Here is a 17275-nt window from a genome sequence, read left to right as displayed (position 1 = left end):
CCCGTCCCTCAGCGCGAGGGGTTCAGGTCGATCACCTTGCCCCAGTGCTTCACCTGCTCGGAGAAGTCGGTGGTGAGGGTCGTGCCGGTGAGCGTGACGTGCCCGTCCTTGGTCAGGGTCAGCGTCGCCTTGCCGACCTTGAGCTGGAACGTCTCGCCGACGTTGATCAGCATCTCCTTGCCGACGTTGATCACGTGCTGCTCGCCGACCGTGATCTGCGCGTCCTGGCCCACCGTGACGGTCTGGCTCACCCCGACCACGGTGCTTTTCATCACCCCGACCTCCTCGGACGAGGTCAGGCCGACCGTGCGGTTCATGTTCAGCGCGACCGCGAGCTGCTTGTTCTGCGCGATCGTCTCGACGTGGTTGCCGCCGACATCGATCGACTTGTCGTTGCCGATGCTCTCCGACTGGTCGTGATCGACCCGCTTGCGCCGGTCGTGGCGCACCTTCACCCGCATGTCCCTCTGCGCGTGGACGAACACCTCCTCCCGGCCCTGCTCGTCCTCGAACCGCAGCTCGTTGAACCCCTCGCCCTTGTGCGTCTTCGACTTGATCGCCATCCGCGTCTTGTTGGCCGGCAGCGGGTACGGCACCGGCTCGCGCGCGTTGTAGGCCCGGCCCGTGATGATCGGCTGGTCGGGGTCGCCCTCCAGGAAGTCGACGATCACGTGCTGGCCGATCCGCGGCAGCGCGATCTGCCCCCAGCTCGCCCCCGCCCAGCCCTGGCTCACCCGGATCCAGCACGAGGCCGTGTCGTCGGCCCGCCCCGACCGGTCCCACGGGAAGCGCACCTTCACCCGGCCGAACGCGTCGCAGTGGATCTCCTCGCCCGCCGGACCGGTCACGATCGCCATCTGCGGGCCCTCGACCCGCGGCTTGCCCGGAGCGTCAGGCCGATACGGCGTGTCGTGCCGGATCACCCGGAACGACGTGGTCAGGTACGCGCCCCCGTCCCCGGCATCGCCCTCGACCGCCCCCGGCTGGCTGCCGGCGTGGCTCGCCGCCACCACCAGGAACCGCCGGTTCAGCGCCGGGTCGGGATGCCCGGTCAGTGCGAACCGGTGCCCGGGCAGCAGCCGCGCGCCCCGCCCCGCCCCCTCGCCGTGGCTCGCCTCGTCCCGGAACCCCTCCAGCCGGTAGCGCGTGAACGCCCGGCCGACCGCGTCCGCCTTGTAGCGGCCGGGGTAGTCGTACATCTCCAGCTTGCGCGTCAGCCCGTTCAGCGCGGACGCCTGCGCCCGCGCCTCGAAGTCGTGGACCGGATTGCGGAAGAAGTGGTCGCGCTGGACCACGTCGGAGGGCGCCACCAGCTCGCGCCAGGTGAACCGGCCGACATGCGGGCCCTTTACCGTGCCGCCCGGTGTGGCGTTGTACGCGATCGCCTCCGCGCCCGGCGCGTCCGGCGCCAGCTTGGTCGCGTCGGTGAGCACCAGGGTGTGGGCGCCCTCGGCATGCTCGAAGTGGTAGGCGATGCCCTCCTCGGCCATCAGCCGCTCGATGAAGGCGAGGTGCGTCTCCCGGTACTGCACGCAGTACTCGCGCGCGGGATGCTGTTCGGTCAGCGCGAAGCGGTAGGCGGTGACGCCGTTGTCCTTGAGCACCGCCTCGACGATCTCGGGCACGCTCTTCGTCTGGAAGATCCGGCAATCCGCGCCGAAGCGCAGGCGGTGCAGCGCCGGCATGAGCAGAACGCGGTAGGCCGTGTGGTGCGCACCGGTGTCGCCGCGCTCGGCCAGGGCGAGCACGCCGTGGACGTGGCGGGGCGGGCCGTAGCGGTCGAGCACGGTGAGCCGGGCCGGCTTGTCGAGCAGGGCGGTCAGGTCGAGGCCCGGGTCCGGCGAGGCCAGGGCGATCTCGGCCCGGAACAGGCTCGAGATCGCCTCGTCCAGGCGGAAGCCCGTGACCGCCAGATCGGCGCCCGGCAGGCCGTCTGCGGTGAACGCGAGGGTGAAGTCGCGGTCGAGATCGCTCAGCGGCTGGGTGATCTCGGCGGGCAGGGCGATCATCGGAGAGCCTCGAAGGGGGCGGAGGTGGTCGGTCCGGCGTGGCCGGGCGGCTCAAGGGGGGCAGGCCGGGACGTGGAGGACGAAGCGCTGCAGCCAGAAGGCGGCGAGCCCCGCGCCCAGGGCTAGGCCGAGCCAGGAGCGCGGACGCCCGAAGGCGGCCAGACCGATCAGGCCGAGCACCGGGCCGAGCGTGATCAGGGCCAGGAGGATCGGCATCCCGTCGCGCCCGTCCGGCACGGCGCAGAACGCCACGGCCTCCGCTTCGGGCAGGTCGAGGATCCACTCGGCCGGGTCGGCGGAGAACACCCGGATCGCCAGGGCGATGACCGAGGCGGCCGGCACCAGCGCGAGGTCGCGGGCGTGGTCGCGCCCGCCCGGCCACCGCCCCGGCAGCCGGGCGGGCGGCCGGACCATCCGGGCCGGGATCGGCCTCGGCGGGGATTCGTCCTGGACGGGCTCGTCCGGGACACCCGCGTCCGGGCGCGCCTCGTCCCGCGGGACGCCGGGCCGTCCGGCGCGTGACCCGCCCGAGGCGCGCATCCGCTCGTCCCCCGCCGCTCAGGCCCGCGTTCTCAGGCCTTGGGCTTGCGCCAGTCGTCGGCGCCCGACGTGCTGGCCACCGTGTGCTCCCACTCGATCCGGCGGTAGGACAGCGACACGGCGATCAGCTGGGTGAAGTCGGCATTGCGCGCGTCCTGGCAGTGCGGCAGCTGGGCGTCGATGTCGATGATGGTCGCGTCGACCAGGCGGGTGGTGAAGAAGTGCTCCTGCTTGCCGGCCGAGCTGGTGCGGAACCACTTGACCTCGACCTTGGTCAGCATCTCGCCCGAGGTCAGGGCGTTGTAGAGCAGCGGGGTGGCCTTGTTCAGCGGGGCGGTGAACTTGAACGGCAGGTGGACGCGCTGGCCCGAGGGCTGACCGGACTGGGGGTCGCGCGGGATGGTGACGCGGTGCTCGATGGCCTGGACGAGGATCTCGTTCTCGTGGCCCTCCTGCCAGATGTTGCCCACGGAGGCTTCGGTGAAGGCGCCCTGGGTGATGCTGCCCTGGGTGGAACCCTCGATCGAGATATAGGCGGGTGTCGGCATGGTCTTCCCCGATGATCCGAGGCCGGCGGCGGTCGATCCGCAGGTCCGGCCCGATGAGGTCCGGTTGTCTGCGCTGTGTTCCGGCTTCGCGGGAAGCACATGGCAGAGTTCGTGCCAAGCTGTGCCGGGGCGATCTTATTTTGATCTTTGCCATCCAAGTGCCTGATCTCTCAGTCTGATCGTTTCGACCTGACAGCCGGGTGCTCGGATGCGTCCATCACCGGTTGAGATTTTTGGCCAAAAATGGCCGAGCGCTTGGCCAAAGATGGCCAAACTTTTTAAGTGGGGTAAGCACCTGTAGCGGCCGATGAAATCGACGCGGTTCGAACTGGACCAAGTCCAGAGAACAGCGAAGTCGTTGAGAACACAGGAGACAAGGTATTTGGCCAAAAATGGCCGAACCGTCCGGACGGTTAGTAAGGAATACGGCCGCACGGGCGGCCCGAACATCGCCGCAGAGGCTGTCGTCCCGGGCAGGGCCGTAAACTTTCCGTTGCATACGCGCCAAGGCAGGCAGCTTGGCCGTGCCCATTGAAGATCCACGACAATCTTGCCACCGGCCGGAATTGAATCGTACTGGAAATGCAGCGCTTTCTGGCCCCGCTGCAAACGAATCGCATTGGTGTGAGGCTTGACCACGAGCGTTCCCAAAGCGGCGAGATTCGCCTGAGGCAAGTGATGCCGCGTGGACGAAAATGCGGCGCTGAACCTTCACTGCTCCGGTGCGAGACACTCGGCTGAAGGCCGCTTGCGACCCAAGTTCGTCATAGCGGGCATTCAATCGCATTCTCCGAAGCGGACGTTCTTCGTACCGCCGATCAAACACGCGAAATGTGAGCGCGACCGTACGGAGGAACGCTTTACCCTCGTCCAGCCCATAATGCTTAATTGGAAAGATATTCGGTGGCTTAGATAGAAAGTGCTGCCGGTCGTTACTCTTCGGTTGCACCGCCCTCGACCATTCCGGACCACCGCACTGAATCATCTCGGTCTAACTCTGGAGACGTCGTAGCAAGGCTCGTCGTAGGTTCGCGCGCCGAAAGCATCATGGTTGCTCCGATGGCGACGAAACCTGCCATCGCTCGGAGATCGTCCCGCTGGCGAGGATCATTCGAGACCGCTTCCGCTTTCCGCTGAAGCCGGAGAATGGACGGCGAACGTCGCCGGCACGATCCGTTTCCAGGACGGGATGGCAATCGCGCTGACGGAGTCAGTCATGGATCACCCGTGGTTCGATGGGACGGCGGCCTTGGCCGCCCGATAAATGTCGGGCGCTTCCAGGATCGCGCGGCCCCGGCCGCGGCGCGCGACGGCGAGCATGGCCCGGCCGATCACCTCCGTCGTCAGGAATTGCGCGGGGGCGATGCGGCGCAGCAGATGCAGCACCGGGCCGGCCAGCCGGTAGAGAAGCCGGTAGGACGTGGTCTTCGAACGCTCGCCGTGCATCGGCAGGATCACGGCCGGCCGGAACATGAAGGCCCCCGCGAACGGCAGCGCCTGCAGCGCGTTCTCGGTGCGTCCCTTCACACGCGCCCACATGCTGCGCCCGCGTCCGCCACCATCAGTGCCGGCCCCGGACACGTAGACGAAGGTCATGTCGGGATCGAGCAGGGCCAGCCTCTCCGCCACGGCCAGCGTCAGGTCGTGGGTCAGCCGGACGTACTCGGCCTCGGTCAGGCCGGAGGACGTCACCCCGAGGCAGAAGAAGCAGGCGTCGTATCCCGTCATCTTCCGCCATGCCGTCGGTCCGGGATCGAACAGGTCCTGGACGACGGTCTCGTGCAGCTTGGGATGCGCGCGTCCGGTCGGGGTGCGTCCGACCGCCCTGATCTCCGTCACGTCGGAGGCGAGCAGGCATTCGCGCAGGACGCCCGCACCGACCATGCCGGTGGCGCCGAACAGCAGGATTCTCATGGGGCCGATCCTAGTGGAGGGAGCGCCAGCGCGCCGGCGTCGTGCCCTCCAGACTCCGGAAGGCGCGGTAGAACGAGTTCGTGTCGTCGTAGCCGAGCAGGTAGGCGACCTCGTTCATGTCGAGGGCGGGATCGGCGAGGTACTGACGCACCAGTTCCCGCCGGACGTCGGCGAGGATTTGTCGGAAGCTGCCGCCTTCCTCGGTGATGCGCCGCTGAAGGGTTCGGGCGGTCAATCCCAGTTCCTGCGCTACCGCGCCGACGTCGGGGGACTGGCCCGCCAAGAGACGCTTCAGGGCCCACCGCACCTGGTCGGTGATCGAGACCTTGGACAGGTGTTCCTGCCGTTGCCTCGCGAGATGCGGGTCGATGACCTCCAGCATCGCGGGATTGTGGGAGACCATCGCCGCGTCGAGATCCGCGCGATGCAGGATCAGGGCGTTCCGACGCGCGCCCTGGACCACGGCACAGCCGAGGTAGTCCGACTGCCCGGAGACGTCGCGGCCCGTGCCCGAGAGTTCGAGGTGGAGCGGGCGGATAAACCGACGCGTGCCGCGGCGACCGAGCTCCACGAACGAGGCGAAGGCAGCGTCGACGAGCGCCGCCGGGGCATCCTCGCCCGCGAACGGCCAAGCCAGGCTGATCGTGGCCGACGCCCCGTCCTCCTCCAGGATCATCTCCTCCGGCGAGCACAGGGCCTTGAATCGCGCGACCCGCGTCAGCGCCTCGCGGAGGTCGCGGGCGTAGTAGGCGGCGAGGAAGGCCGGCGGCAGCGTGCCGGGCTCCATCCCGACGATCAGCCTCATCCCGACGTCGGGGGCCGGCGACAGCGCCTCCAGCGACCGCCACAGCGCGAAGTATTGCGCCGTGGTGACCTGCGCGCGGGCATCGGCGGCGAGGCTGGCCGGAAGCCGCGAATGGCGCAGCACCGCCGTCGGGGTGAGCCCGACGGCGTCGAGCCCCTGCCAGAAGGCCGGAGCGACCTTGAGCCGGTCGGGGGGACGCGACGCCATCTCGGGGTTCCCTACTTAGCCTGGAAGCCGCCATCGATGTTCAAGACATGCCCGGTGACGAAAGACGCCTCGTCGGAGAGCAGCCAGACGATGCCGTTGGCGATCTCCTCGGGATGGCCCATCCGGCCCATCGGATGCATGCCGGAGATCATCGCCTCGTCGTATTGCCCGAGCTCGATCTGCTTCTCGATCAGGTCGGTCTTGATGGCTCCGGGGGCGACGGCGTTGATGCGGATGTTCTTGGTCGCGTAGTCGAGGGCGCCGGACTTCGTCAGGCCGACCACAGCATGCTTGGTCGCGGCATAGGTCCCGGCCCAGGGAATGCCGTTCAGGCCGGCGATGGACGCCAGGTTCACGATGGCGCCGCCGCCCTGTCGCTCCATCTGGTGGATCTCGTGCTTCATGCAGAAGTACAGGCCGAGGACGTTGGTCTGGAGCATGCCGTTGAACGCGTCGGTGTTCGAGGCGCCGATGGTCTTGTTCTCGTTCGAGATGCCGGCGTTGTTCACCGCGAGGTCCAGGCGGCCGTAGCGAGCGACGATGTCCGCGACGGTCCGGCCGACCGCCTCCTCGCTGTCGACGTCGCAATTGACGAAGGAGGCCTCGCCACCGGCGGCCTCGATCTCCTGGACGGCCTGGCGCCCGCGGTCGTCGCGACGGCCGGTGATCACGACCTTGACGCCGCCCCGCGCCAGGATCAGCGCCGTCGCCTTGCCAATGCCGGTCGCTCCACCGGTGATGAGTGCGATCTTGTCGGCCATGGAAGGGTCCGTTCGTGTCTGAGCCAAGGATGCCGCCACCGGAGAACCCGGAGCGACCGACCGACACATCGACGGTTTGCATCGTCTTTGAACTAGCACGTCATGCCAATAGACTTGCAATATCCGCCATTCGGTATGCGGCGATCCGTGGGGGAGCGTCGTGGCGCAGGCTGGCTTTCGTGGAAGGCGAGCATCAAAGGCCGTTCGGCCGTTCGGAATGGTCAGATCCCCTTTCGAGCAAATCGCCTTTCGCCGAATGTCTGCTTATCCGTATCGTGATCCGAAAGCAGATCGTCGCAAAACCACCCACAGCAGTCTCTTGCTCTCCGCGGTGACCCCTCAAGCCTGGGCCACCGGCAGCTCCGACACCTGCGTGGTGTAGCGCGGCGTGCGCATCTCGAACTTGGTGTTCCAGTCGCTAGCACTGCGCAAGGACGGCAAGCCGCGGGCCGAGCGCGAATCCTACCTGATGGAACTCGTCGGCGAGCGAGTGACGGGCCTGGCGACGCAGCACTACCTGACCGCCGCAATGCTCGAGGGTTCGGAGCGGGAGCCGCAGGCCTGCGACGCCTACGAGTTCCTGTACGGGGTCGACACCGTCAAAGTCGGGTTCGTGGACCATCCGACGATCGCCATGGCCGGGGCCAGCCCGGACCGGCTGGTGGGAGCGGACGGCCTCGTCGAGTTCAAATGCCCGACGCTGCGCACCCACCTGGAGACACTGCTGTCCGGCGCAATCCCGGAGGAGCATTGGCCGCAGATGGGCTGGCAGATGGCCTGCACGGGCCGGGCGTGGTGCGACTTCGCCTCGTGGCACCCGAGCGTACCGCCGGCCCTGCGGCTGTAGCGGCTACACCGGGACGAGGCTCAGATCGCGAAGGACGAAGAGGCCGTGCGCGGCTTCCTCGGCGAAGTCCAGGCGCGTGTGTCGCGGCTTCTGGCCATCGCTGTCGCGGAGGCAGCATGATGACGGGCCGCCTTTCCCAGGCGACTAAGAAGCCCCGCACCCTCCGTGCGCCGGAGCGCGTCCATATCGGCGAGGCGGCGGCCATCCTCGGCGTCTCCATCCGAACAGTGCAGCGCCTCGCCACGCGACGCGAGTTGCCGTCCGCCGCGAAAGTTGGTCGCCTGTGGACGTTCAACGAAGCGGCGATCCGCGCTTGGCTTGTTGAACAGGAGAGCAAGCCACCATGCCCACAGATCGAAAGAAGGCCCTGGAGGGCTGCTACTGGCGAGGTAGCACCCTATGGGCGCGCTTCACGGTTGCCGGCAAAGAGTACCGGTTCAGCCTCAAGACAGGTGATCCAGTCGTTGCGCGCAGCCGCCAGACTGCAGAGCACGCACGGATAACGGCCGCCGCCTCGTTCGGCGACAACCGCAAGCATTGGGAAGACGCCTTGAAGGAGTGGGGCTCCTACATCGTCCACCATATCGGCGAGCGGACGTTCAAGCGATACCTCGGCTCGCTCGACATCCTCGCCCCACACCTCACCGGGCTGTTCGTCGATGAGATCGACGACGACACCGTGGCCACCATCATCAAGGCTCGGCGCGCCCAGAAGGTGACCACCGCCACGATCCGACGCGATCTCACCGCACTGTCGAGCGTGCTGGCGTTCGCGATCGACGAGAAGTGGCGGCGCGGGAATCCGGCTCTGGAGGCGCAGCAGAGCCGCCGGATGAAAGAGCGGCGCGACCCGATCGTACTGCCAGAGGATCGGGACATCTCCATCGCGGTCGACCGAGCGCCTGGGAATTTCAAGTTCCTGATCCGGGCGGCCCTGCTCACCGGCTGCCGCCAGGAGGAACTCGTCACCCTGGAGGCACGTCGACCTCGCGCGCGGGGCGATCTCCGTTCTGGGCAAGGGCAACAAGCGGTGCGTAGTCTCGCTGTCCGAGGCGGCCGTGGCCTTATTCCGGGACATCCCGGTCAGCATGGTGACGCGGCGGGTGTTCTGGCACTCGGACGGCCAGCCGTTCCGCAACGTCGCGACCCGCTTCAGCCTGTACGGCCGGCAGCTCGCCGAAGAGGCGACGAAGAAGGGCACCGAGTTTCGGCGCTTCCGCTTCCACGACCTCCGGCACCGGTTCGCGGTCGATTACCTGCGGACCGGTAGAGGCGGCATCTACGAGCTTCAGCACGAGCTCGGCCACACCAGCCTGAAAGTGACCGAGGGCTATCTGGCCTTCCTCACGGCCGACGAGGCCCAGGCCGCGAAGGAAACGGCCGCACAAAAGTCGGCACAGGTGTATCGGTTTACACCGGCCGAGAACGCTTAGTGATTTGATATTGAATAGGAATGTGCCGGGGCGCGCGAGGCAGGTATTCGATTTACAGAACCGCTGCACTACCGCTGTGCTACACCGGCTCGCGAGACGCTTGCTACCAGCCGCCGTGCCGCCGCTCAACCCGAGGGGCGCGAAGAATTGCGGCGGCCCGCCTCATTGGCCCGAGCGGCGGATCAGGCGCTTGAAGCGCTGGTCCGCGGTATCGAGGCGGTCGGCGATGCCGCGGCGGATGCACTTCCCGACGGAATCGCCGGCGTAGAAGCCGACCGTCTGGTCCTGGTATCGGCAGGCCTGGATCGGCGGCCAGGCCACCACCCCCGCGACGACCAGGAGCACGACCAGGCTGTCGACGACGAGCCAGCCCTTCCAGCCGAGCCGGAGACGGCGTCCCCGTTCGGGTGCCCGGCTCCCGCGGGGGGGACGGTTCGCCGCTTCGGGGCCGACCCGTGCCATGCGGGCGCGGAACTTCGCCTCCTCGAGGGCATCGGACGCACCTTCGGACGCGGCGGGAAGAAGCGGGCGGCTGGACATGGCGGACTCACGGGGAGCGGAGCAGAGCGCGGCGGCGCGACACGCCGAAGGTTCAGTTGATGAGCCGCTTCAGGAGGGCGAGGTTGTCCTGGATCGAGAGGACGCTGCCGAGCATCTCGTTGCGGGCGCAGGCACCGGCCCCGACGAGGCCGAGCCAGCCCGCCGCCGGACGGCCGCTGCAATCGGCGAAGCTGCCATACAGGAACAGCGCCGCCGGCACCGCAAGCACGGAAATCTTGACCAGCGAAGACAGCCGCCCGAAAAAGCCCTTGCGTGCCCGCTGCGGCTCGTCCCGATCCGCCCGCCAGGTCGCATCGTCCGGCTCCCAGGCATAGCGGTCCGCTTGATAGGCTGCCGCGTCGATGTCCCGGTCCCGGCGATACATGGCGAGGGCGTACTCGGTCTGATCCAGTCGGGAGCAGATTGGCACGCCTTCGTGAAGCTCAACCTAAGGGAAATGTTTAAGTTCGTCTGAACGGGTGGACTGTCCCGCCGGGCCGGTCGCCTCAGGCCGCCAGCGCCCGCTTCACCGTGGCGCGCAGATCCGCCAGGGAGAAGGGCTTGGTCAGGACATCGGTGACGATGGCATCGAGCCCCCGCGCGCGCTCGCGCTGATCGGCGAAGCCGGTCATCAGCAGGATGGTCAGGTCGGGGAAATCGCGCTTGGCCGCCAGGGCCAGCGCGATGCCGTCCATGAGCGGCATGCGGATATCGGTGAGCATCAGATCGAAGCCGCCGTCGGCCTCGTTGAGGCGATCGAGCCCGTCACTGCCATCGCTGGCCGTGACGACCGCATGGCCGTCGATCTCCAGCCCCCGCTTGAGGAAGCCCCGGACGGTCTCTTCGTCATCCACCAGGAGGATGCGCGCCATGTGGTCCCGTGATCGTCCCCGAAGCCCGCGAGCGCCCCGTCGCGATGATGCGGACGCCCAAACGTCGACAGACACAGGCGAATTTGCCGCCTGTCAAGACGTCGCACGTCGAATCGTCAATCCTGCCGTGCAGCGCGGCGAAAATGCCGCGCCGCGGCGTCTCGGTCAGGCATCGAACAGATCCGGGCCGCCATCCCCGTAATCGACCACGCCCACGAAGGGCAACTGCCGAAAGGCGTGCGCGGCATCCATGCCGTAGCCGACGACGAAGACATCGGGGCAGACGAAGCCGACGAAATCCGCGTCGATCGTCACGGCGCGCTTGCCGGGCTTCTCCAGCAGCACCGCGGTGAGGACGCGCCGGGCGCCGCGGGCCATCAGCAGGTCCTTGGCGAAGACGACGGTGCGGCCCGATTCCAGGATATCGTCCACGAGCAGCACATCCCGCCCGCGCACCTCGCTCTGCACGTCGCGCAGGATCTCGACCTGACCGCTGGACACGGTCCCCGTACGGTAGCTCGACAGGTGCACGAACTCGACCTGCGGCGCGAGGCCGACCCGGTGGAGCGACCGGAGCAGGTCGGCCGCGAACATGAAGCTTCCCTTGAGCACGGCCACGACGAGGAGGTCCTCGGGCCCGGCAGCCAAAATCTCCTGGGCGAGTTCATCGTTGCGCCTGGCGATGGCCGCCTCGTCGAACAGGGTCCGGACGCGCCGTTCAGGGGTGCTCATCACTCGTATCCCGAAGCCCGTTCGCGGGACGGGATCCGCCACCGCACTGGAGAGGGTCTTAGCGTCCCGGGCGCCGTCGGGAAACTCCGGATCCGAAACGACGGCGGGCCGACATCAAGTCGCGCCCGCAGGACCCGCCGACGCCGGGAGCGTCAGGCCTCGGTTCCCTGCCGGAACGGGCGGAGCAGGCGGGTGAGCCGGCGCCGGCGCGGCGCGGCCGCGCCGGCATGCCGCTCGGCCGTCACGTCCGGCAAGGGCTCCGGTCGGGGCTCCGGTCCGGACTCCAGCTCGGACTCCAGGTCCATCCTCTCCGGCGCCTCCGCGGGCTCGACATGCCGCACCTGTTCCAGGACGTCCGCCACGATGCGGGGAATGGGGCGCTCGTGCTCCTCCAGCAGCAGCGACGCGGTCCAGAGGCGGCTGGCATTCGCCAGCGGCAGCGTTCCCTGGGTCAGGCGCTCCATCAGCATCCGATCGGCCAGCGACGCCGCCAGCGCGCTCACGATCTCGAGTTGATCCTGCTGTGTCGTGCTGTTCATGGCAGTCTTCACGCTCAGACGATATTCAATTCATGCGGTCGAGAGCGTAGGCGGACAAATTTGGCAATTCTATAACTCACACCAGAACCGGGGAATGCCCGCGAACAAAACCAGAGGACAACGAAACGACACGCCTTCCGGTCCCCTGCAGGAGCTGGTGCGCTGGGCGGTGCTGGCGGGCCTGGCCTGAGCCGGCCTTGAGGCAGGTCAAGGCCGGGATCCGGATCGCGCCCCATCCTGGCGGTCCCGAACCCGGACCGGCACGCCGCCGACGAACCCGCCGATCCAGCCGCCGATACACCTCATGCCTGCCCTGACCGACCTCATCTACGTGGTGGACGACGACGCGGCCGTCCTCCACTCCACCCGCTTCCTCCTGGAAAGCGAGGGCCTCCGGGTCGAGACCTTCGCGGACGGACCGGAACTGCTGGCCGCCTTCCCGGGGCCGAGCCCGGCCTTCGTCCTCCTCGACCACGTCCTGCCGGGGCTCGACGGCCTGGAAGTCTGCGCCAGGCTCCACGACCTCGATGCCCGCGTGCCCGTGGTCCTGATCACCGGACACCCCAACCCCGCCATCCGCGCCCGGGCCCGCGCCGCCGGGATCCCGCTGGTCGACAAGCCCCTCGCCTTCGACGCGCTCCTCGGGCTCCTCGCCCCGGACGCCGCCCGAGACACCGCCCGAGACGCCGCCCGAGAGGCCGCCCGAGAGGCCGCCCGAGAGGCCGCCCGAGAGGCCGCCCCGGCGCCACGCCCCGCGCCCCTCCCCCAGCCGGCCTGACCACACCCGGCGGAAACCAGACCGGCCAGAGCGAAATACGGCGCGCATCGGGCCGGCGCGCGAACACCCGGCGGAGGGCGGAACGGGTCGGCTGATCGACCTGCGGCCCGTCCTGCCACCCCCATCATGCCGCCCCCGTCCTGCCCCCACCGCAGCAGAAGCCATCGAGACGGGCGCGCTCGGAATGGCGCGGCGGTCCGGCCCCTCAGGCCGCCTTGGACACCCCCTCGGCGGAGGCCGCCTCGACGACCTCGTGCGACAGCGTGCGCGCCTCCGCTTGGTAGTCGGCCATGCTTCTGGTCAGGAACGCCGTCTGAAGCTCGAACGCATCCTTGAGCGAGCCGCATCGGGTGAGCGCGGCCAGATGGTCCGCCTGGGCCTGGAGACGGCAGCCCGTGAAGCGCACCGTCTCCGTGGCGATGCGCAGCGGCAGATCGACGGCAAAGGCGCGCCAGGCGCCGAAGCCTGTACCCAGGCCGGCCTTGATGGACTCCATCGGGTCGGTGGACGACGGTGCCTGAAGAGGCGTCACGGTCTCAGAAGCCATCGGGATCTCCTGTCTCGACATCCGGGCCACGAATGAAGTTCCGGTACGATCCGCATTGATTCAGATCAATATCTCAAATCCAATACAAATATTCGCTGAGATATTATTGAGAAAAACCCGACCGGACAGGTCGGACGCCGCCGGACGCGCCGCCCCGCGACCCGATCCAAGGCTCGGCGCCAGTTCCGGATCTCTCGGGCATCGCAGGCCGCGGCCCGTCCGCGCCCGGGACTCGGCCCTCGCTACCCCGCTCCGGTCGCGAAGGGAGAAGCCGACGCGACGCGTCGAGAGCCGGACCGAGCCCGCGATGCCCAACGGATTCACCGTCGTCCGCAGCCCCGTCCCGGTCGGTGCGCCGGCATCGCGGGGGCCGGAACCTGGCGTGGTCGCGCCCCACGGGCCTGGGCCCGGCCCGGTTCGACGGGGACGGTTTGATCCAACGCAAGGCCCGCGAGCCAGGCGGGCCCTAGCTCGGCGGCGCGGACGGAGGCACCCTCGACATGGCCACGGCGGCGGTAGGCTCAACCGGAACAGGATGGTCGGCCGCCGAGTGGGGGACGCGGGTGCGGAGGTGGCTGGCGGTCCTGCCGCTGGCGGGCCTCTGCGCGGGCCTCCTGGCGCAGGCGCTCGGGCGTCCGGACTTCGCGACGGCGGCCTGGGCGTTCGCAACCCTGGCGGTCCTGGCCGTCCTCCTGACGCAGGTCGTGACGAGCTTGGCGCGCGGCGATGTCGGGCTGGACCTCGTTGCCCTTCTCTCGATGGGCGGCGCCCTCCTCCTGGGTCAGACGCTGGCCGGTGCCGTCATCGCCCTGATGTACGCGGGCGGCCAGTCGCTGGAGGCCTATGCCACGGGCCGGGCCGGGGCGGCGATGACGGCGCTGATCGCGCGCCAGCCGCGCACCGCCCTGCGCGAGGAGGGCGGTGTGTTGCAGGAGGTCGCCCTCGCGGCGCTGGTCCCGGGGGACCGGATCCTGGTCCGTGTCGGTGACGTCGTGCCGGTGGACGGGTGGGTCGCGGCGGGCCGGGCGGTGCTCGACCGGTCGAGCCTGACCGGCGAGGCGCTACCGGTCACCCTCAAGGCGAACGAGCCCGTGCTCAGCGGCACGGTGAATGCCGGCACGCCGTTCACCCTCTTGGCGGAGCGACCCGCGGCCGAGAGCACCTATGCCGGGATCGTCCGCCTGGTCGAGGCCGCCCGGGCCCAGAAGGCGCCGATGGCGCGGTTGGCGGACCGCTACGGGCTCGGATTCCTCGCCCTCACGCTGGCTTTGGCCGGCGGCGCCTGGGCCGCCACGGGCGACCCGATCCGGGCCCTGGCGGTGCTGGTCGTCGCCACGCCTTGCCCGCTGATCCTGGCGGTGCCCGTCGCCCTCGTCTCGGGACTGTCGCGCGCAGCCGGCATCGGCGTGCTGATCAAGGGCGGCGGCGCGCTGGAGATGCTCGCCCAGGTGCGGGTCCTGGTGATCGACAAGACCGGCACCCTGACCCGCGGCTCCGCCCGACTCGCCGCCCTGCGAACCCTCGGCGCGCACGGGGAGGCCGAGGTCCTGCGCCTCGCGGCGTCCGTCGATCAGGCCTCGGGCCACCCGGTGGCGCGGACCCTGGTCGAGGAGGCCCGGGGGCGCGGCCTGATCCTTCCGCAGCCCTCGATGGTCGCGGAATCCCCCGGCGAGGGGGCGAGCGGCCGGGTGGAGGGGCGGCTCGTCATCGTCGGAGGCGCGCGCCTGATGCGCCGGCACGGCATCGTCTTCCCGCCGGCGGCCGGCCCCCGACAGGCCGCGGCGGCGGCATCGACGGTCCTGGTCGCCGTCGACGGCACGCCGGCCGCGGTCCTGGACTTCGCGGACCCGCTGCGGACGGATGGCGGCCGGGCGCTCATGGACCTTCGCGCCTGCGGGATCACGCGCGTGGTGCTCGCGACCGGCGACCGGCGCGGCGTCGCCGAGGCGCTCGTCGCCGGCCTGCCCGTGGACGCCATCGTGGCCGACCTCGATCCGGCGGCCAAGACCGGCACCGTGGCCGCCGAGCGTCGGAACGGCCCCGTGATGATGGTGGGCGACGGGGTCAACGACGCGCCCGCGCTGGCGGCGGCCGATCTCGGCGTGGCCCTCGGCGCCCGGGGCGCGGCGGCGGCGGCCGAGGCGGCCGACGTCGTCCTGCTGGTGGACAGCCTGGCGCCGCTGCCGCAGGCGATCCACATCGCGAAGCGCGCCCGCGCCATCGCCCTCCAGAGCGTGTGGATCGGCCTCGGCCTGTCCCTCGCCGGCATGGTCGCGGCGGCGCTGGGCCATCTCTCGCCGCTTCAGGGGGCGCTCCTTCAGGAGGCCATCGACGTCGCGGTGATCCTCAACGCCATGCGCGTGCTCGGCGGCCCCCGGGACGGGCGCGAGCCGACGGCGGAGGCCGTGGGCCATCCCTGACGCCCGCCGGCAGCCGGCGGGCTTGCGCTGGATCAAGGTGGCCCCTCGCGGCTCCAGCGAGGCTCCCCGCGTCGGCATCGACGCGGGCCGGAGCTGAGCCATGGACTACGCCAACATCCTCGTTTCCGCCGACCTCGGCGAAGCGGCGCTGGACCGGATGCGCCTCGCCGCCGGCCTCGCCCGGCGCTTCGCGGCGACGCTCACGGGCGCGGCGGCCCATCCGGTCCCGGCCCCCCTCCTGGTCCGCGATGTCTACGATGCCGTCGCGCAGGAGCAACGCAACACGGCACAGGTCCAAACCATCCTCGAACAGGCGCAGGCCCTGTTCCGGCGTGCCGGGACCGAGGGGATCGGCACGGACTGGCGCGCCGGCTTCGCGGACGCCGTCACGCACGTCATCGAGACGGCCCGCGCCGCGGACCTCGTGGTCCTGAGCCGGCGGGGACCGGGCGACGCGGATCCGGGACCGCTCGGCGTGCCGCCCGGGCCCGTCCTCATGGAGGCCGGCAGGCCGGTCCTGGTGGTGCCGCCGGGGCTCGCGAGCCTGACGGGGTCGCGCATCGTTATCGCGTGGCGGGACGGTCCCGCAGCGCGGCGGGCCGTGTCGGCGGCTTTGCCATTCCTGCGGGCGGCGGACCGGGTCCACGTGGCGACCGTCGGCGCCGATGCCCGGCCCGACGGTGCGGACGACGTGGCCGGCCACCTCGCGCGGCACGGCGCGCACGTCGCCGTCCATCACCTGCAAACGGAGGAGGATGCCGGCTCGGAGATCCTGCGGTTCGCCCTGCGGCAGGATGCGGATCTGATCGCCACGGGCGCCTACGGCCATTCCCGGTTGCGGGAATGGATGTTCGGCGGCGTCACGCGCGATCTCCTCGAGCGCTCCCCACGCTGCTGCCTGATGAGCCACTGAGCCCGCGCTTCCTCGGGGCCGCCCGTTCGCAGGCTGGACGAGCGCTTCCCGATCGCGGGCGTCGAACGGCACCATCCCGCGGTGCCCGCGTTCCGGTCCGATCCGTGCGACGAGGCCAGGCTCGCCGGCCCGGACGCGTCAGGGTCGCGCTGGGCGGCGGCAGGGAGGCAGAGCCATGGACAGTCGGCTTCTCTACGTCAGCCGGCGGACATCCTCCGAGGCCGACGTCCGGAACATTGTCGAGACGTCTCTGTCCCGGAACGCCCGGCTCCGGGTCACGGGAGCCCTCGTGGCGTCGCGCACCCGGTTCGCACAGATCCTGGAGGGGCCGCGTCCCGCGGTCGATGCCCTGATGGACAGCATCCGTCGCGACCCGCGCCATACGGAGGTGGCGGTGCTGCTGTACGACGACATCGACCGGCGGCGCTTCGCCGACTGGAGCCTCGCCTATTCCGGCGCCTCCGTTTACGTCGACAGGCTGATCGCAGCCCTGACCGCGCGTGCCCCGGCGCAGCCGGACCCGGCCGACCTGCGCCGCCTGATCCAGGCCATCGAGGAACTCGCGCGGGCCCGGCTCTGACACCGCCGCACGGGCCGGGGAGCCGACGGCGCCCGCGGAGCCGTCATTCGACGAAGCCCCAGCCGGCCTCGAGGGCGCGGCGCTCCTCCTCGGTCAACGGGTTGGCCCAATCGGGCGCGTTCGGCGCCCGCACCGGCGGCACCGCCTCGACGGGTTCGGGGCGCACCGGCGGCACCGCCTCCGCGGCTTCGGGGCGCGCCGGGGCGCCACGGGGCGGCGGCTCACGCTTGCGCGTCGGCCCGGTGGTCGTGCCGCTCCGGGCTGTTGGTCGCTTGCGCATCGCCGACCCC

General features: G+C 69.9%; 20 protein-coding genes and 2 pseudogenes. 8 read left to right on the top strand and 14 right to left on the bottom strand.

Translation table 11 applies throughout. The features are described 5' to 3' along the window. Nucleotides 1-8 precede the first annotated feature (8 nt). The 7 genes and pseudogenes from GGQ91_RS20920 to GGQ91_RS20890 form a co-directional block, all read right to left on the bottom strand. Complete coding sequence (locus GGQ91_RS20920) at nucleotides 9-2009, bottom strand: type VI secretion system Vgr family protein (protein WP_182592766.1); 2001 nt, start codon at nucleotides 2007-2009, stop codon at nucleotides 9-11. 51 nt (nucleotides 2010-2060) lie between these two features. Next, a complete protein-coding gene (locus GGQ91_RS20915; RefSeq protein WP_182592765.1) occupies nucleotides 2061-2549 on the bottom strand; it encodes a hypothetical protein in 489 nt (162 codons plus the stop codon). 32 nt (nucleotides 2550-2581) lie between these two features. Beyond that, on the bottom strand, nucleotides 2582-3097 hold the full coding sequence (locus GGQ91_RS20910; protein WP_182592764.1) for an Hcp family type VI secretion system effector: 516 nt from the start codon (nucleotides 3095-3097) through the stop codon (nucleotides 2582-2584). 1221 nt (nucleotides 3098-4318) lie between these two features. After that, nucleotides 4319-5011, bottom strand: coding sequence for a Rossmann-fold NAD(P)-binding domain-containing protein (locus tag GGQ91_RS20905; protein ID WP_182592763.1), 693 nt, complete (start codon nucleotides 5009-5011; stop codon nucleotides 4319-4321). A 10-nt stretch (nucleotides 5012-5021) separates the two neighbouring features. Beyond that, nucleotides 5022-6023, bottom strand: a complete 1002-nt coding sequence (locus tag GGQ91_RS20900; protein ID WP_179698079.1) for an AraC family transcriptional regulator — start codon at nucleotides 6021-6023, stop codon at nucleotides 5022-5024. A gap of 11 nt (nucleotides 6024-6034) precedes the next feature. After that, nucleotides 6035-6784, bottom strand: coding sequence for a glucose 1-dehydrogenase (locus GGQ91_RS20895; protein WP_043352177.1), 750 nt, complete (start codon nucleotides 6782-6784; stop codon nucleotides 6035-6037). Nucleotides 6785-7123: 339 nt separating this feature from the next. Next, nucleotides 7124-7198 (bottom strand): annotated as a pseudogene (locus GGQ91_RS20890) (DUF4113 domain-containing protein); the annotation flags it as partial. Here GGQ91_RS20890 and GGQ91_RS20885 point away from each other — a divergent pair. From GGQ91_RS20885 to GGQ91_RS20870, 4 genes and pseudogenes are all read left to right on the top strand, one after another. Next, complete coding sequence (locus GGQ91_RS20885; protein WP_403091476.1) at nucleotides 7173-7631, top strand: YqaJ viral recombinase family protein; 459 nt, start codon at nucleotides 7173-7175, stop codon at nucleotides 7629-7631. The pseudogene GGQ91_RS20890 and the gene GGQ91_RS20885 sit on opposite strands and share 26 nt — an antisense overlap. Nucleotides 7632-7747: 116 nt before the next feature. Beyond that, a complete protein-coding gene (locus GGQ91_RS28620) occupies nucleotides 7748-8134 on the top strand; it encodes a helix-turn-helix domain-containing protein (RefSeq protein WP_182592762.1) in 387 nt (128 codons plus the stop codon). Nucleotides 8135-8181: 47 nt separating this feature from the next. Further along, nucleotides 8182-8358: pseudogene (locus GGQ91_RS28615) on the top strand (hypothetical protein); the annotation flags it as partial. Nucleotides 8359-8632: 274 nt separating this feature from the next. Beyond that, nucleotides 8633-9064, top strand: a complete 432-nt coding sequence (locus GGQ91_RS20870; RefSeq protein ID WP_182592789.1) for a tyrosine-type recombinase/integrase — start codon at nucleotides 8633-8635, stop codon at nucleotides 9062-9064. A 162-nt stretch (nucleotides 9065-9226) separates the two neighbouring features. Here the strand turns inward: GGQ91_RS20870 and GGQ91_RS20865 are convergent, their stop codons facing one another. The 5 genes from GGQ91_RS20865 to GGQ91_RS20845 all read right to left on the bottom strand — a co-directional run bounded on the left by GGQ91_RS20865 (nucleotide 9227) and on the right by GGQ91_RS20845 (nucleotide 11747). Beyond that, on the bottom strand, nucleotides 9227-9604 hold the full coding sequence (locus GGQ91_RS20865; RefSeq protein WP_043354364.1) for a hypothetical protein: 378 nt from the start codon (nucleotides 9602-9604) through the stop codon (nucleotides 9227-9229). Between the two features lie 52 nt (nucleotides 9605-9656). Continuing rightward, nucleotides 9657-10034: a hypothetical protein gene (locus GGQ91_RS20860; protein WP_244447686.1), complete on the bottom strand. Its 378-nt coding sequence runs from the start codon at nucleotides 10032-10034 to the stop codon at nucleotides 9657-9659. A gap of 76 nt (nucleotides 10035-10110) precedes the next feature. Next, nucleotides 10111-10476: a response regulator gene (locus GGQ91_RS20855; protein WP_043354361.1), complete on the bottom strand. Its 366-nt coding sequence runs from the start codon at nucleotides 10474-10476 to the stop codon at nucleotides 10111-10113. 165 nt (nucleotides 10477-10641) lie between these two features. Then, nucleotides 10642-11208 (bottom strand): hypoxanthine phosphoribosyltransferase, encoded by a 567-nt coding sequence (gene hpt, locus GGQ91_RS20850; protein WP_043354359.1) that lies wholly within the window; start codon nucleotides 11206-11208, stop codon nucleotides 10642-10644. Between the two features lie 152 nt (nucleotides 11209-11360). Then, the gene (locus GGQ91_RS20845; RefSeq protein WP_043759265.1) at nucleotides 11361-11747 is read right to left on the bottom strand and encodes a hypothetical protein; all 387 of its coding nucleotides are present in this window, start codon (nucleotides 11745-11747) and stop codon (nucleotides 11361-11363) included. A gap of 304 nt (nucleotides 11748-12051) precedes the next feature. Here GGQ91_RS20845 and GGQ91_RS20840 point away from each other — a divergent pair, with 304 nt between their 5' ends. After that, a complete protein-coding gene (locus GGQ91_RS20840; RefSeq protein ID WP_182592761.1) occupies nucleotides 12052-12525 on the top strand; it encodes a response regulator transcription factor in 474 nt (157 codons plus the stop codon). Between the two features lie 205 nt (nucleotides 12526-12730). Here GGQ91_RS20840 and GGQ91_RS20835 read toward each other — a convergent pair whose 3' ends face one another. Then, nucleotides 12731-13072, bottom strand: a complete 342-nt coding sequence (locus GGQ91_RS20835) for a phasin family protein (protein WP_043354355.1) — start codon at nucleotides 13070-13072, stop codon at nucleotides 12731-12733. Nucleotides 13073-13572: 500 nt separating this feature from the next. Here GGQ91_RS20835 and GGQ91_RS20830 point away from each other — a divergent pair, with 500 nt between their 5' ends. The 3 genes from GGQ91_RS20830 (at nucleotide 13573) to GGQ91_RS20820 (ending at nucleotide 16985) form a co-directional block, all read left to right on the top strand. After that, nucleotides 13573-15492 (top strand): heavy metal translocating P-type ATPase, encoded by a 1920-nt coding sequence (locus GGQ91_RS20830; RefSeq protein WP_182592760.1) that lies wholly within the window; start codon nucleotides 13573-13575, stop codon nucleotides 15490-15492. A 100-nt stretch (nucleotides 15493-15592) separates the two neighbouring features. Then, complete coding sequence (locus tag GGQ91_RS20825) at nucleotides 15593-16405, top strand: universal stress protein (RefSeq protein WP_182592759.1); 813 nt, start codon at nucleotides 15593-15595, stop codon at nucleotides 16403-16405. 175 nt (nucleotides 16406-16580) lie between these two features. Beyond that, nucleotides 16581-16985, top strand: coding sequence for a BLUF domain-containing protein (locus GGQ91_RS20820; protein WP_043388204.1), 405 nt, complete (start codon nucleotides 16581-16583; stop codon nucleotides 16983-16985). A 43-nt stretch (nucleotides 16986-17028) separates the two neighbouring features. Here the strand turns inward: GGQ91_RS20820 and GGQ91_RS20815 are convergent, their stop codons facing one another. Continuing rightward, nucleotides 17029-17265, bottom strand: a complete 237-nt coding sequence (locus GGQ91_RS20815) for a hypothetical protein (RefSeq protein WP_043354346.1) — start codon at nucleotides 17263-17265, stop codon at nucleotides 17029-17031. Nucleotides 17266-17275: the final 10 nt, after the last annotated feature.

The organism is Methylobacterium fujisawaense (genome assembly GCF_014138435.1).
Taxonomy (GTDB): domain Bacteria; phylum Pseudomonadota; class Alphaproteobacteria; order Rhizobiales; family Beijerinckiaceae; genus Methylobacterium; species Methylobacterium fujisawaense.
The sequence above is the reverse complement of the archived record's forward strand: the minus strand, read 5'-3'. Positions and strand labels throughout refer to the sequence as shown.

What these genes read in the sequence shown, in the direction of transcription:
- GGQ91_RS20825 (WP_182592759.1), top strand. Translation starts at nt 15,593, where the DNA reads ATGGACTACGCCAACATCCTCGTTTCCGCCGACCTCGGCGAAGCGGCG.
- GGQ91_RS20900 (WP_179698079.1), bottom strand. Translation starts at nt 6,023, where the DNA reads ATGGCGTCGCGTCCCCCCGACCGGCTCAAGGTCGCTCCGGCCTTCTGG.
- GGQ91_RS20820 (WP_043388204.1), top strand. Translation starts at nt 16,581, where the DNA reads ATGGACAGTCGGCTTCTCTACGTCAGCCGGCGGACATCCTCCGAGGCC.
- GGQ91_RS20920 (WP_182592766.1), bottom strand. Translation starts at nt 2,009, where the DNA reads ATGATCGCCCTGCCCGCCGAGATCACCCAGCCGCTGAGCGATCTCGAC.
- GGQ91_RS28620 (WP_182592762.1), top strand. Translation starts at nt 7,748, where the DNA reads ATGATGACGGGCCGCCTTTCCCAGGCGACTAAGAAGCCCCGCACCCTC.
- GGQ91_RS20895 (WP_043352177.1), bottom strand. Translation starts at nt 6,784, where the DNA reads ATGGCCGACAAGATCGCACTCATCACCGGTGGAGCGACCGGCATTGGC.
- GGQ91_RS20835 (WP_043354355.1), bottom strand. Translation starts at nt 13,072, where the DNA reads ATGGCTTCTGAGACCGTGACGCCTCTTCAGGCACCGTCGTCCACCGAC.
- GGQ91_RS20840 (WP_182592761.1), top strand. Translation starts at nt 12,052, where the DNA reads ATGCCTGCCCTGACCGACCTCATCTACGTGGTGGACGACGACGCGGCC.
- GGQ91_RS20815 (WP_043354346.1), bottom strand. Translation starts at nt 17,265, where the DNA reads ATGCGCAAGCGACCAACAGCCCGGAGCGGCACGACCACCGGGCCGACG.
- GGQ91_RS20865 (WP_043354364.1), bottom strand. Translation starts at nt 9,604, where the DNA reads ATGTCCAGCCGCCCGCTTCTTCCCGCCGCGTCCGAAGGTGCGTCCGAT.
- GGQ91_RS20905 (WP_182592763.1), bottom strand. Translation starts at nt 5,011, where the DNA reads ATGAGAATCCTGCTGTTCGGCGCCACCGGCATGGTCGGTGCGGGCGTC.
- GGQ91_RS20915 (WP_182592765.1), bottom strand. Translation starts at nt 2,549, where the DNA reads ATGCGCGCCTCGGGCGGGTCACGCGCCGGACGGCCCGGCGTCCCGCGG.
- GGQ91_RS20910 (WP_182592764.1), bottom strand. Translation starts at nt 3,097, where the DNA reads ATGCCGACACCCGCCTATATCTCGATCGAGGGTTCCACCCAGGGCAGC.
- GGQ91_RS20855 (WP_043354361.1), bottom strand. Translation starts at nt 10,476, where the DNA reads ATGGCGCGCATCCTCCTGGTGGATGACGAAGAGACCGTCCGGGGCTTC.
- GGQ91_RS20845 (WP_043759265.1), bottom strand. Translation starts at nt 11,747, where the DNA reads ATGAACAGCACGACACAGCAGGATCAACTCGAGATCGTGAGCGCGCTG.
- hpt (WP_043354359.1), bottom strand. Translation starts at nt 11,208, where the DNA reads ATGAGCACCCCTGAACGGCGCGTCCGGACCCTGTTCGACGAGGCGGCC.
- GGQ91_RS20830 (WP_182592760.1), top strand. Translation starts at nt 13,573, where the DNA reads ATGGCCACGGCGGCGGTAGGCTCAACCGGAACAGGATGGTCGGCCGCC.